Genomic DNA, 11,948 nt, shown 5'->3' on the forward strand with positions numbered 1-11,948 from the left:
GCAGGCGTTCATGGCACGCGCGATCTGGACCGGTGTGATCACCTTCGGGCTGGTCAGCGTGCCGGTCGGCCTGTACACAGCGGTCGAGAACCACACAGTCCACTTCCACCAGCTGCAACGCGGCACCGCCGACCGCATTCGCAACCGGCGGGTCAACGAACGCACCGGCAAGGAAGTGAGCTCCGAGGACATCGTGAAGGGCTACGAGGCGGCCGAGGGCGAGTACGTCGTCATCGAGCCCGACGAACTCGACGAGATCGCCCCGGGCCGCTCCCGCACCATCGACATCAGCGACTTCGTCGACCTGGACGACATCGAGCCGGTCTACTTCGACCGCACGTACTACGTCGCCCCGCGCGGCAAGGACCACGACAAGGTGTACGGGCTGCTGCGGGAAGCGCTGGCGGAGGTGGGCAAGGCCGGGATCGCGACGTTCGTGATGCGCGGCAAGCAGTACCTGACCGCGCTGCGCGCGGACGACAAGGCGCTGGTGCTGCAGACCCTCCACTGGGCGGACGAGGTGCGCGACCCGGGCGAGGAGCTCCCCGAACTGCCCTCCGGCCGGGTGGGCAAGGGCAAGGAGCGGGACATGGCGGTGCAGTTGATCGACGCACTGGACGCGCCGTGGGAGCCGGCCAAGTATCACGACACGTATCAGGAGAAGGTGCGGGAGCTGGTGCGCGCGAAGGCGGAGGGCCAGGAGATCGAGGCCGCGGAGGAGGCGCCGCAGGCCACCAACGTCGTCGACCTGATGGAGGTCCTGCAGGGCAGCCTGGACCGGGCCCGTGGGAACAAGAGCACCAAAAGCACCAAGAACAAGGACTCAGCCAAGAGCAAGCCCAAGGCCCGTAAAGAGACCGACCTTCAGCAACTCAGCAAGAGCGAGCTGTACCAGCGAGCCACGGACCAGGGCATCGAGGGACGCTCGAAGATGAGCCGGGACGAGCTGATCGACGCGCTCACCGGAACCGGCCGCCGCCGGGGCAAGGGCGCAGCCTGACCACGGCCGTGCCGCGCCAGAGCATCAGAGCGTCAGTCCGTGAGGGGATGCCGTCCTTGCTGCGCTGCGCCTTGGGAGCACCGCTGTCGGCGCCCCACAGGGCGGAGGCGTCGAGGAAGCGGACCTTCCCCTTGTGCCGCTCGGCCACTGCCTCGGCCGATTTCGCGGCCGTCTTGATCTCGGCGTCGTGCGGCTTGTAGAAGTCGTCGATCTTGAAGGGCGGCGCGGTGACGAAGACGAGTTCGGCGTCGGCAGAACCGACCTTCTCGGCCAGCTTCTCGTAGGCGGCACGCTGTTCGCCGGGCTTGCCCCAGTCGTAGGTGGTGATCTGGTACGCGACGACGTCCGGCTTGAAGGAGGTCAGCTCCTTGGGGAGCTGGTCCCAGGTCGGCTCGGCCATCTCACCGATGACGCCGCCGCCACCGTCGGCCGCCATCGACTTGAACGGCGCGCCGTCGGCCCGCAGTGCCGCGCCGAGAGCCGGGGCCTCGGCTCCGGCGATGGAGTTGCCCATCCACAGGACCCTCGGGGCGTTCGCCTTCGAGTCCGCGTTCGTGTTCTCGCTCCGGTCGCTGGAGCGGCTGGATCCGCTGGAGTCGCCGTCGCCGCCACCGCAGGCGGCGAGAGCGGCGATGCTCCCCGCCGCCACGAGGGCGATCGCGGTCGTGCGCCACAGGGGGCGGCGGGGGCGGGGGGAAGGAGTGTTCTCGGTGTTCATGTCGTCCAGCAGAACCCGCGGAACCGCAGATCAGGGGCGCTGTCATCGTTTCATCATCTACCGGGAGTCCTCCCGTCATACGTGGCGAGAAGTCCCGTCACACACCGCCGCCGTCCCCTCCGCGCGCACGGCCGGGTCAGCTCTGCTGGGCCCGGTCGTACACCTTCTTGGCCGTGGCCCCCAGCACCTCTCCGTACATCTTGGTCGGCGTCAGGTTGTCCAGCGAGCTGTTGACCGAGACGAGGACGCCCGTGCCGGTGGTCGCGTCGAAGTCGGCCAGCCACGGGCCGCCGCTGGAGCCGCCGCTCATGTCGCAGGGGATGACCTGTGTGCCGTGCTCCTTCTTCGCCGTACCGACGCAGCGGAGGAGTTCCTCGCCGAGCTGCGGGCGGGTGGCGGAGTAGCCGAAGGAGGAGATGGTGCCGCCGACGGGACGGTTGAAGGCGATGGGCTGGCCGCCCACGACGTCGGTGAGCTTCTTGCCGTCCTTGCGGGCGTCGACGGTCAGCGTGGACACGTCGTTGACGGAGTCCACCTCCCAGGTGCGCGGGGTCGCCGCCTGGCGGACCGCGAACGCGCCGTGCGGCGCAGTGCCCTTCTTGTAGCCGGGGACGAAGACCATCGAGACGTTGGTGTTGTACGGGGAGGAGCCCCGGCGTACGCAGTGCGCCGCGGTCATGACGGCGGAGCGGTTGGCGCTCTTCACCGCGGTGGCCGTGCACCAGGTGTCGGCGCCGTTCGCGTTGACGAAGAAGAGCCGCCCGACCGTCTTCAGGCTGGTGCCGCGCCACGGCTTGGCCTTCGGCCCGGTGGGACCGAGGTCCACCGACTTCCCGACGGCCTTCATGCGCGCGGGCGTCCAGTAGGAGAGGGCGTCCTTGCGGTCGGCGGCGGTGAACTTCAGGACGGAGACCGGGTCGGCGGAGGCGGTACGGGTCTGCGCGGTCGCGGTCGCGGTCGCGGCCGTGGCGGCCGTCGCCGGGATCGTCACGGCGAGGGCCAGGGCCGTGACGGCCAGAGTGCGTCCCATGGCGCGGTCGCGCGGACGCCGGTGCACGGAAGCGGTGGTCTCGGTCATGGTGAAGGTCTCCTCGGTGGCCGCACGCGGCGGAACGCGGCGGACGGGCTGTCGGTCGGTCCGCCGTGCAAGAGGAGACATCCGGCTGTGCGGTTGGCGCTGTCGACGTTCTGTGACAGAAGTGCGGATCACCCGCCGCGCATCCGCCGCGTCTGCCACACGTGTGGCATCTCCCGCGCCGCGCCCGCGGGTTCACCCGGCAGCCGCCGGGCAGCGCTCATCCGGCCTGCGCCGGACAGCGCTCACCCGGCACCACTCAGTGGGCGATGCCGTCGATCAGCTCGCGGGCGCCCTGACGCAGCAGCGCCACGGCCACGGACGTGCCGAGAGTTGCCGGGTCGAGCGGGCCCGCCCACTCGTGCGCGTTGAGCACCGTCTTGCCGTCGGGCGTGAACACGCAGGCGCGCAGCGACAGGTCCCCGCCGCGCTCCGAGCGCGCGTACCCGGCGATCGGCGAGTTGCAGTGCCCCTGCAGCACGTGCAGGAACATGCGCTCGGCGGTCGCCTCCCGCCAGGCGTCCTTGTCGCCCAGGTCCGTCACGGCGTCGATGGTGGCGGTGTCGTCCTCGCGGCACTGCAGGGCGAGGATGCCCGCACCGATCGGCGGGCACATCGTCTCCACCGACAGGATCTCGCTTGCCAGTTCGGGGCGGCCGATGCGGTCCAGACCCGACTGGGCGAGCAGCAGGGCGTCGGCGTCGCCCGCGGCGAGCTTCTCCAGCCGGCGGCCCGCGTTCCCGCGCATCGGGACGCACTCCAACTCCGGGTGCGAAGCGGCGAGTTGCGCGACGCGGCGGACCGACGACGTGCCGATGCGGGTCCCGGCGGGCAACTCGTCGAGCGTGAGCCCGCCGGGGTGGATGAGCGCGTCCCTGATGTCGTCCCGCTTCAGGAACGCGGCGAACGTGGTGCCCGTGGGCAGCGGCCGGTCCGCCGGTACGTCCTTCACGCAGTGCACCGCGAGATCCGCCTCACCGGCGAGCAACGCGGCGTCGACCTCCTTGGTGAAGGCTCCTTTGCCGCCGAGCGCCGCCAGATCGCCCATCCAGCGGTCCCCCGAGGTGGTGACCGGTACGACCTCGGTACGGATGCCGGGGTGCAGCGCGGCGAGTTCGGTACGGACGCGCTCCACCTGGGCGAGGGCCATGGGGGAGGAGCGGGAGACGATGCGGATCAGCTCAGGAACGGACATGCGGTCCACGATAAGGGCTCCGGAAGGGTGCCTCGGACAGACGTCCAACTGATCAAAGGACCTTAGGTGCGGGTGAGTTGGGGTGCGGGAGGCGGGCGGTACGACCTTTCGGCCATTCGGGGGGCCTTCCGAAACCGCGTCGCGGCGCTTCGAGCGCGCCCTGCGGGGGCACTCCGGGCCGGTGCTTCGGCGTGCGCGAGCAGCGGCCGCCTCATAGCGTGAGGCGCAGACAGCCGCGGCGCGGCGCCGCGCCCGCCCCCCTGGAGGCCCCATGTCCCACCCCGCCGCGCCGGACCAACCGGCCGCGCCGGACCAACCGGCCGGAATCGGTCTCGCGCCGATGACGGCCACCCATCTGGCCGACGTCCTCGCCCTGGGCCGCCGGGTCTACGACACGTCCGTGAAGCCGTACACCTCCTGGTCGCTCTCCGCGATCGCCAGGCACCTGGACAGCGACGCGTCCGCGTGCTGGGTCGCGCTGGACGGGGACCACCTCGCGGGCTTCGTGCTCGGCTCGATGGGCTTCGACCAGCGCTCCGACTGGGGCAACCTGGAGTGGATCGCCAGCGCCCCCGAGTACCAGGGGCGGGGCGTCGCGAGCCGGCTCGTGAAGGCCTGCTGCGCGACGCTCACGGAGGCGGGTGCGAGCGCCGTCGTGACCGACGTCGAGTCCCGCAACACCGCGTCGTCCGCCCTGATGCGGCGCAACGGCTTCGAGGCGAGCGTCTCGGTGACGCTGTTCGTACGCGAGACACCGCCCCGCTAGCCGGATTCACCGGCCACGCCGCGCACTCCGGTCACTCTGCTACTCACTCCGCGGGGGACGCCCTCCGGGCTCCAGCGGAGGCGCCTGGAGGTCGCAGCAGGTCTTGCACCGCGGCTCGTTGCCGCGCTCGCCGTGCCAGGCCGGCGGGCTCGGCCGGACGAACACCGCGGCGGCCGCCGCAGCGAGGACGAACAGGCCCGCGCAGCCCACGGCGGCCTTGCCGAAGGCGGTGTTCAGCGCGTCCGGATCCGCGTACGCCGTGCCCGATAGCCCGACCGCGAGCGGTAGCCCGGCGACGACGAGCAACTGGGCGATGCGCGCCGCCGTGTTGTTGACGCCGCTGGCGAGCCCCGCGCGGCTCGCGTCCACCGAGGCCAGCACGGTCGCCGTGAGCGGTGCCACGAACACGCTCATGCCGAGGCCGAGGACGACCACCGCGGGCAGCACGTCGGTGACGTACGCCGCGCCGGGCCGCACCCGCAGCATCAGGAGCACCCCCGCGGCCGCCACCAGCGGCCCCGCGACGAGCGGCAGCCGCGGGCCGAGACGCCGTGCCAGGTCACCGGCGGACGCGGACAGGAGCAGCATCAGGACGGTGATCGGCAGCGTCGCCGTGCCCGCCTGCAGGGCGTCGTACCCGAGCGTCGTCTGCAACTGCACCGGCAGCATGAACAGGATCCCGCCGATGGCCGCGTACAGACACAGCGTCATGACGTTGGCCGCGGTGAACAGGCGCGAGCGGAACAGTTCGAGGGGCAGCATCGGGTTCCGCCTGCGGTGCTCGACCACGACGAAGACGCCGCCCGCCAGGAGACCGAGCACCCCCGGCAGGACCACCCCGCCCGCCGACGTGTCACCGGACGCGCCGATCAGCGAGAAGCTGACGCCGGCGAGGAACAGCGCGGCCAGGCACGCGCCGGTCACGTCGAACGGCCGTTGGGAGGCCGCCTCGTCGCGGCTCTCCGGCACGTGCCGCACCGCGAACAGCACCAGCGCGGCCAGCGGCACGTTGATCAGGAAGATCCACCGCCAGCCGGGCCCGTCGATCAGCCAGCCCCCGAGGAAGGGGCCGACCGCCCCCGCCACGCCACCGAGCCCCGACCACGCGCCCACCGCGCGGGCCTGGTCCTGCGGGCGGTACGAGGCGCGGACGAGCGCCAGCGAACCGGGCGTGAGCAGTGCCCCGCCGACGCCTTGCAGGGCGCGCGCCGCGATCAGTGTCCCGGCGTCCTGCGCGAGGCCGCACAGCGCGGACGCCGCCGCGAACCACACCACCCCGATGACGAGCGTGCGCCGCCGCCCGACACGGTCGCCGAGCGCTCCGCCGAGCAGCAGCAGAGCCGAGAGGGTCAGCATGTAGGCGTTGACGACCCACTGGAGGGCGGAGATCGACGCGTCGAGGTCCCGGCCGAGCGTCGGCAGGGCGACGTTGACGACGGTGCCGTCGAGCAGTGCCATGCCCGAGGCGAGCACCGCGCAGACGAGGACCCAGCGGCCGCGGGCGGAGGCGAGCACGACTCCGCCACCGTCACCACCGCCGGAGTCCGGGGCCGCGCCCGGAGCCGGAGCCGGAGCCGAGCCCGAAGTCATCGCGTCACCGTCCTACATGTGGACCGCGCCACTGCCTGTCTCCGTCGGCGCGGGCGGCCCCTTGCGATACAGGACGACGGTGACGACGAGGCCGATCGCGAAGAAGAGCGCCGACCACCAGTACGCGGTCGAGTATGACTGCATCGCCGCCTGCTCCTCCACCTGCGGTGTCGGCTTCCTGCCCACCAGATAGTTGGACGCCGCGGTCGTGGCAAGCGTGTTGAGCAGGGCCGTGCCGATGGAACCGCCCACCTGCTGACTGGTGTTGACCATGGCGGAGGCGACGCCCGCGTCGTGCGCCGCGACACCGGCGGTCGCCATGCTCATCGCCGGGGCGAAGATGAGGCCGAGGCCGAGGCCGGCGACCAGCAGTGGCGGCAGCACATGGGCGGCGTATCCGCTGCTGACGTCGAGGGCGGTCAGCCAGGCCATGCCGGCGGCCGAGAGCCCCATGCCGAGCGGCACGATCGGTTTCGCGCCCATCCGCGGCAGCAGGTTGTTGGTGGTCACCACGGAGGCCACCACCATCACCGCGACCATGGGCAGGAAGGCCAGACCGGTCTTGACGGGCGTGTACTCCAGGATCTGTTGCAAGTAGTACGTGAGGAACAGGAACACCCCGAACATGCCGGCGCCCGAGATGAACATCGCGAGGAACGACGCCCCGCGGTCCCGGTCGAGGACCACCCGCAGGGGCAGCAGCGGATGGGCCGCGCGCGTCTGCCACCAGGCGAACACCGCCAGGAGCACGGCGCCGACGACGAGGAAGCCCCAGGTCAGCGGGTCACTCCAGGCGTGCGTCTCCGCGTTGGAGAAGCCGTAGACGATGCAGAACAGACCGGCCGACACCAGCAGCGTGCCGGGCACGTCCAGCTTGGGCCGGTCCGGCGGCGCACCCGCGTGCAGCAGCCGCGCGCCGCCCACCATGGCGACCGCGGCGAACGCGAGGTTCACGTACAGGCACCAGCGCCAGTCCAGATACTCGGTGAGTACGCCGCCGAGCAGCAGCCCCACCGCGCCGCCCGCGCCGGCGATCGCGCCGTAGATGCCGAACGCCTTCGCGCGCTCGCGGGGATCGGTGAACGTGGTCGTGAGCAGCGACAGGGCAGCGGGCGCGAGCAACGCGCCGAAGACACCCTGCAGCGCGCGGGCCGCCACCAGCATCGAGAAACTCGTCGCCGCGCCGCCGAGAGCCGACGCCACCGCGAAGCCGGCCAGACCGGCCAGGAAGACGATCTTGCGCCCCACCAGGTCGGCGATGCGTCCGCCGAGCAGCAGCAGGGAGCCGAAGGCGAGCGCGTACGCGGTGACGACCCACTGGCGGTTGCCGTCGGTGAAGCCCAGGTCCCGCTGGGCCGAGGGCAGCGCGATGTTCACGATCGTCGCGTCGAGGACGACCATGAGCTGCGCGATGCCGACCACCGCGAGGATCAGCCAGCGGTGTTCGTGACGGCCGCCTCCGCTGTGCGGCACGGAGGCGGACGGTCCGGCGTCGCGTGCGGAGCCTGGCACCGGGGCGGGCTCCGGCGCGGGCACGGCTTCACGGTCCATGGCGATGGCCTCCAAACGCCCCCGAACCACGCTAAACGCCCTGCTCGGGGCCCGCGACCGGGATCGTCGCTGCACCGTGCCGGACCTGCACGGGGGGCTTGTCGCGCACCGTGCCGGGCCTCCACGGGGAAGGCCCGGCACGGTGGTGCGGAACCGCCGGGCGGCGGGCGCCGGGCGGTGCGCGGCGGACCGCTATGCGGCGTGATCAGCCGCGAGCAGCAGCTCGCTCACCCGCTCCCGGGCGCGGGCCACGCGCGAGCGGACCGTGCCGATCGGGCAGCCGACGGCGGCCGCCGCGTCCGCGTACGGCAGCCCGGCGAGCTGGGTGAGGACGAACGCCTCGCGGCGCGGCGCGTCGAGCGCCTCCAGGAGATCGAGCAGGGCCACGCCCTCCTCGAACCCGGGCAGGCCGCGCGGCTGGGCCCGCTCCGCGGCCGCCTGCCAGTCGCCGGTGTCGGCGATCCGCGGCCGGGCCGCCGCCGTGCGGAAACGGTCGGCGACGACCCGGCGCGCGATGGCGAGGAGCCAGGTGCGCGCACTGGACCGGGCGGCGTAGCCGGGCAACGCGGTGAGCGCCCGCAGGTACGTCTCCTGGGTCAGGTCGTCGGCACCGTGCAGGTCACCGCTGAGGTGGGCGACGAAGCGCCAGACGTCACGGCGTGTGGCCTGCACGAACTCCTCGAACGCCCGGGCGTCGCCGTCGCGCGCCGCCAGCGCCCACTGGGTGATGAGGTCGTCACGGTTCAGGTCCGCGTCGCTCCGGGACCGCACAAGGGTATGGGTCATCGCAAAAGGTCCTTCGGTGAAGGGAGTTCGGGAAGCGGCGTGGACACACGGCGGGGGACTGGACCCCGCGTGCGCGGACGCCGAAGATCCGCCCGGCACCGAGGGGTGCGGGCGGTGTCAGGAACTGGCCGGAAGAACCGGCGGACCTCTGCGTGAGACGACGTGCTGGAGAAGGACCCCGCGCAGCCGCGGCACGGGTACGAGGGCGCCGACGTGGGGCGGCGCCGGCGGCAGGGACGCGACGAGGATCGCGAGAACGAGCCGCAGCGGTACGAAGACGGCCGCGGCCAGCGCGCGTCCGGTACGGAAGGCCGCGGCCTCACCGCGCCACAGCCACAGGGCGCAGATCAGCGCGGCGACGACGTGGGCGAGGAACATGCCGAGGCCGCTGTGCCCGAACACGGACATGACCCAGTGGGAGATGCCCTCGTCCGGCATCGCGGCCCCGTACATGGCGGCGCCGGACGAGCCGGCACCCGATGGCGGCACGGCCGTCGGCATCGCGTGGTTCAGGTGGTTCATGCCGTCGTCGGGGTGGGCCCGCGCCGCGCCCGGCGGCCCGCTCCCGCCCGTCGGGGTACCCATCCGCTGCGCCAGGCCGAACAGTTCGTGCAGGCACAGCTGGGCCGCGACCGTGGCGCCGGTGACGGCCACCGCGCCGCGCTCACGCCCGGTGAGCCACCACGCGGCAGCCACCGTGGCGGCGAACGCGTAACCCACCGCCCACCAGGGCAGCGCGGCACCGGACATGACCGTGTGGCCCAGGGCCGTCGCCACCACGCACACGGCCGCGAACATCGCGGCTCGTGCGAGGCGGAACCCGGGCCCTGAGGTCATGGGGAGCATCGTGCCAGGCGGCGGCCCGGTGCGGGGCGGCGAGTCCAAGAGATGCCCGAAGTGCCCGTATAAGACGCGCGGCTGCCAAAACCCCTTGACGTGGCGTGTACGCAACGAAAATGATCACGTCCAGCGGTCGGCATTGCCGAACTGCGTTCGTCCATGCACCACTTGGCACGTTCACCGCGTGCCACTTCACGAGATCACCACGTACCACCTCACGAGATCACCGCGTACCACCTCACGATGGGAATGCCGATGCACCTGCGCCCCGCCGTCCGGTCCTTGCTGACCGCCGCGGCCGCCCTCGCCCTCGGAGTCGTGGGCCTCGCCGCCCCGGCCCAGGCGTCCCCCGCCGCCTCCGCACCGACTTCGATCCTGGACGTTCCGCCCCGCGGCGCCAACGACTGGTCCTGCAAGCCGGACCCGGCACACCCCGAGCCGGTCGTCCTGGTCAACGGCACGTTCAAGCTGATGGCGGAGAACTGGGCCACGCTCTCGCCGAAGCTGAAGAAGGCGGGCTACTGCGTCTTCGCGTTCAACTACGGCAGGCTGGCGACCGCTCCGGTCCCGCGGTCGGCCGCCGAGCTGAAGGACTTCGTGGAGGCCGTGCGCGGCGCCACCGGCGCGGCGAAGGTGGACCTCGTCGGGCACAGTCAGGGCGGCATGATGCCCCGTTACTACGTGAAGTTCCTCGGCGGCGCGGACAAGGTCGACGATCTGATCGGCATCGTGCCGTCCAACCACGGCACCACCAACCCGCTGACCAAGCCGCTCGGCGACCTCGCGTGCCCCGCCTGCCTCGACCAGATGGCGGGCTCCGAGCTGCTCGCGCGGCTCAACGAGGGCACCGAGACACCGGCGGGGCCCGACTACACGGTCCTCACCACGCGGTACGACGAGGTCGTCATCCCGTACACGAGCGCTCTGCTGAACGGGCCGAAGGAGTACGTCACCAATGTCGTCCTTCAGGACCGCTGTCCGCTGGACCCGTTCCTGCACGACCAGGTGACGAAGGACCCGGTCGCCGCCCAGTGGGTCCTCGACGCACTGGGCCGGAAGGGTCCGGCCGACCCGGAGTTCCGGCCCAGATGCATCGGCTAGCGGCGCCGCCTCGCGCGTAGGCGGTCGCCCCCAGAGTGCCTGCGGTGCCCTTGCGGTGCCGCGGTGCCTACGGCCGGTCGGCCACGTCCTGCCCGTCCAGGACCTCGACAGTGTCCCGGGGCACCGGCACCTCGGGGGTGCCGCCGTCTGCGGTTTCGCGGCGGCGTGCGAGGACCCCGCCGACGTATCCCGCGATGGGCTGCGTGTACCGGGCGGTCAGGGGGCCGACGATCACCAGGATCAGCACGTACGCCGTCGCGAGCGGTCCGAGCGACGGCTCGATGCCCGCGGTGACCGCGAGCCCCGCGATGACGATGGAGAACTCGCCCCGCGCCACCAGCGCGCCACCGGCCCGCCAGCGGCCCTTGACCGAGATGCCCGCGCGGCGGGCCGCCCAGTACCCGGTGGCGATCTTCGTCAGCGCGGTGACCACGGCGAGCGCGAGCGCGGGCAGCAGCACCGGCGGGATGCTCGTCGGGTCGGTGTGCAGCCCGAAGAAGACGAAGAAGACGGCCGCGAAGAGGTCCCGCAAGGGTGCGAGCAGCGTGTGCGCACCCTCGGCGACCTCGCCGGACAGCGCGATGCCGACCAGGAACGCGCCGACGGCGGCGGAGACCTGGAGCTGCTGTGCGATGCCCGCGACCAGGATGGTCAGGCCGAGCACCACGAGGAGCAGCTTCTCCGGATCGTCGCTGGAGACGAACCGGGAGATGAGCCGCCCGTACCGCACCGCGATGAAGAGGACGAGCCCCGCGGCGCCGAGCGCGATGGCGAGCGTGAGGCTGCCCGCCGCCAGCCCGACACCGGCCAGCAGGGCGGTGATGATGGGCAGGTAGACAGCCATCGCCAGGTCTTCGAGGACCAGGACGCTGAGGATGACGGGGGTCTCGCGATTGCCGAGCCGGCCGAGGTCTCCCAGGACCTTCGCGATGACACCGGACGAGGAGATCCAGGTGACACCGGCGAGCACGACGGCGGCGACCGGGCCCCAGCCCATGAGCAGCGCGGCGATGGCACCCGGCAGGGCGTTCAGCGTGCAGTCGACCAGACCGGCCGGGTACTGCGTCTTGAGGTTGCTGACGAGGTCGTTGGCCGTGTATTCGAGGCCGAGCATCAGGAGCAGCAGGATGACGCCGATCTCGGCGCCGATGGCGACGAACTCCTCGCTCGCGCCGAGCGGCAGCAGGCCCCCCTCGCCGAACGCGAGTCCGGCCAGCAGATACAGCGGGATCGGTGAGAAACGGAAACGACCCGCGAACCGGCCGAGCAGACCGAGGGCGAGGATGATCGCGCCGAATTCGATCAGAAAGACAGCGGAGTGCACGC

Annotated in this window: 11 protein-coding genes; 3 read left to right on the plus strand and 8 right to left on the minus strand. The window is 72.0% G+C overall.

From position 1 onward, the window contains the following. Nucleotides 1–10 precede the first annotated feature (10 nt). Nucleotides 11–1,000 carry a non-homologous end joining protein Ku gene (gene ku, locus ACZ56E_RS04240; protein WP_471210830.1) on the plus strand — a complete coding sequence of 330 codons (990 nt, stop codon included), beginning with the start codon at nucleotides 11–13 and terminating at the stop codon, nucleotides 998–1,000. On the opposite strand, the gene ACZ56E_RS04245 is transcribed toward ku, so the two are convergent. From ACZ56E_RS04245 to hemC, 3 genes are all read right to left on the minus strand, one after another. Next, the gene (locus ACZ56E_RS04245; protein WP_471210831.1) at nucleotides 960–1,718 is read right to left on the minus strand and encodes an SGNH/GDSL hydrolase family protein; all 759 of its coding nucleotides are present in this window, start codon (nucleotides 1,716–1,718) and stop codon (nucleotides 960–962) included. The genes ku and ACZ56E_RS04245 overlap by 41 nt on opposite strands. 136 nt (nucleotides 1,719–1,854) lie before the next feature. Further along, on the minus strand, nucleotides 1,855–2,796 hold the full coding sequence (locus ACZ56E_RS04250) for a trypsin-like serine peptidase (RefSeq protein ID WP_471210834.1): 942 nt from the start codon (nucleotides 2,794–2,796) through the stop codon (nucleotides 1,855–1,857). Nucleotides 2,797–3,052: 256 nt separating this feature from the next. Continuing rightward, the gene (hemC, locus tag ACZ56E_RS04255) at nucleotides 3,053–3,988 is read right to left on the minus strand and encodes a hydroxymethylbilane synthase (protein ID WP_471210835.1); all 936 of its coding nucleotides are present in this window, start codon (nucleotides 3,986–3,988) and stop codon (nucleotides 3,053–3,055) included. 271 nt (nucleotides 3,989–4,259) lie between these two features. Here hemC and ACZ56E_RS04260 point away from each other — a divergent pair, with 271 nt between their 5' ends. After that, on the plus strand, nucleotides 4,260–4,754 hold the full coding sequence (locus ACZ56E_RS04260; protein ID WP_471210838.1) for a GNAT family N-acetyltransferase: 495 nt from the start codon (nucleotides 4,260–4,262) through the stop codon (nucleotides 4,752–4,754). A 39-nt stretch (nucleotides 4,755–4,793) separates the two neighbouring features. Here ACZ56E_RS04260 and ACZ56E_RS04265 read toward each other — a convergent pair whose 3' ends face one another. From ACZ56E_RS04265 to ACZ56E_RS04280, 4 genes are all read right to left on the minus strand, one after another. Further along, on the minus strand, nucleotides 4,794–6,344 hold the full coding sequence (locus tag ACZ56E_RS04265; RefSeq protein WP_471210840.1) for an MFS transporter: 1,551 nt from the start codon (nucleotides 6,342–6,344) through the stop codon (nucleotides 4,794–4,796). A 12-nt stretch (nucleotides 6,345–6,356) separates the two neighbouring features. Beyond that, nucleotides 6,357–7,895 (minus strand): MFS transporter, encoded by a 1,539-nt coding sequence (locus ACZ56E_RS04270; protein ID WP_471210842.1) that lies wholly within the window; start codon nucleotides 7,893–7,895, stop codon nucleotides 6,357–6,359. Between the two features lie 192 nt (nucleotides 7,896–8,087). Next, nucleotides 8,088–8,681: a sigma-70 family RNA polymerase sigma factor gene (locus ACZ56E_RS04275; protein ID WP_468606260.1), complete on the minus strand. Its 594-nt coding sequence runs from the start codon at nucleotides 8,679–8,681 to the stop codon at nucleotides 8,088–8,090. 117 nt (nucleotides 8,682–8,798) lie between these two features. After that, nucleotides 8,799–9,518: a hypothetical protein gene (locus ACZ56E_RS04280; protein WP_471210845.1), complete on the minus strand. Its 720-nt coding sequence runs from the start codon at nucleotides 9,516–9,518 to the stop codon at nucleotides 8,799–8,801. Between the two features lie 246 nt (nucleotides 9,519–9,764). On the opposite strand from ACZ56E_RS04280, the gene ACZ56E_RS04285 reads away from it, so the two are divergent. Continuing rightward, nucleotides 9,765–10,622 carry an alpha/beta fold hydrolase gene (locus ACZ56E_RS04285; protein ID WP_471210848.1) on the plus strand — a complete coding sequence of 286 codons (858 nt, stop codon included), beginning with the start codon at nucleotides 9,765–9,767 and terminating at the stop codon, nucleotides 10,620–10,622. 67 nt (nucleotides 10,623–10,689) lie between these two features. Here the strand turns inward: ACZ56E_RS04285 and ACZ56E_RS04290 are convergent, their stop codons facing one another. Then, nucleotides 10,690–11,946 (minus strand): cation:proton antiporter, encoded by a 1,257-nt coding sequence (locus tag ACZ56E_RS04290; protein ID WP_471210849.1) that lies wholly within the window; start codon nucleotides 11,944–11,946, stop codon nucleotides 10,690–10,692. Nucleotides 11,947–11,948: the final 2 nt, after the last annotated feature.

The organism is Streptomyces sp. NPDC039480 (assembly GCF_055597165.1).

Excerpts from the sequence above, each read along its gene's own strand:
- ACZ56E_RS04250 (WP_471210834.1), bottom strand. The coding sequence starts at position 2,796 with ATGACCGAGACCACCGCTTCCGTGCACCGGCGTCCGCGCGACCGCGCC.
- hemC (WP_471210835.1), bottom strand. The coding sequence starts at position 3,988 with ATGTCCGTTCCTGAGCTGATCCGCATCGTCTCCCGCTCCTCCCCCATG.
- ACZ56E_RS04265 (WP_471210840.1), bottom strand. The coding sequence starts at position 6,344 with ATGACTTCGGGCTCGGCTCCGGCTCCGGCTCCGGGCGCGGCCCCGGAC.
- ku (WP_471210830.1), top strand. The coding sequence starts at position 11 with ATGGCACGCGCGATCTGGACCGGTGTGATCACCTTCGGGCTGGTCAGC.
- ACZ56E_RS04260 (WP_471210838.1), top strand. The coding sequence starts at position 4,260 with ATGTCCCACCCCGCCGCGCCGGACCAACCGGCCGCGCCGGACCAACCG.
- ACZ56E_RS04245 (WP_471210831.1), bottom strand. The coding sequence starts at position 1,718 with ATGAACACCGAGAACACTCCTTCCCCCCGCCCCCGCCGCCCCCTGTGG.
- ACZ56E_RS04275 (WP_468606260.1), bottom strand. The coding sequence starts at position 8,681 with ATGACCCATACCCTTGTGCGGTCCCGGAGCGACGCGGACCTGAACCGT.
- ACZ56E_RS04280 (WP_471210845.1), bottom strand. The coding sequence starts at position 9,518 with ATGACCTCAGGGCCCGGGTTCCGCCTCGCACGAGCCGCGATGTTCGCG.
- ACZ56E_RS04270 (WP_471210842.1), bottom strand. The coding sequence starts at position 7,895 with ATGGACCGTGAAGCCGTGCCCGCGCCGGAGCCCGCCCCGGTGCCAGGC.
- ACZ56E_RS04285 (WP_471210848.1), top strand. The coding sequence starts at position 9,765 with ATGGGAATGCCGATGCACCTGCGCCCCGCCGTCCGGTCCTTGCTGACC.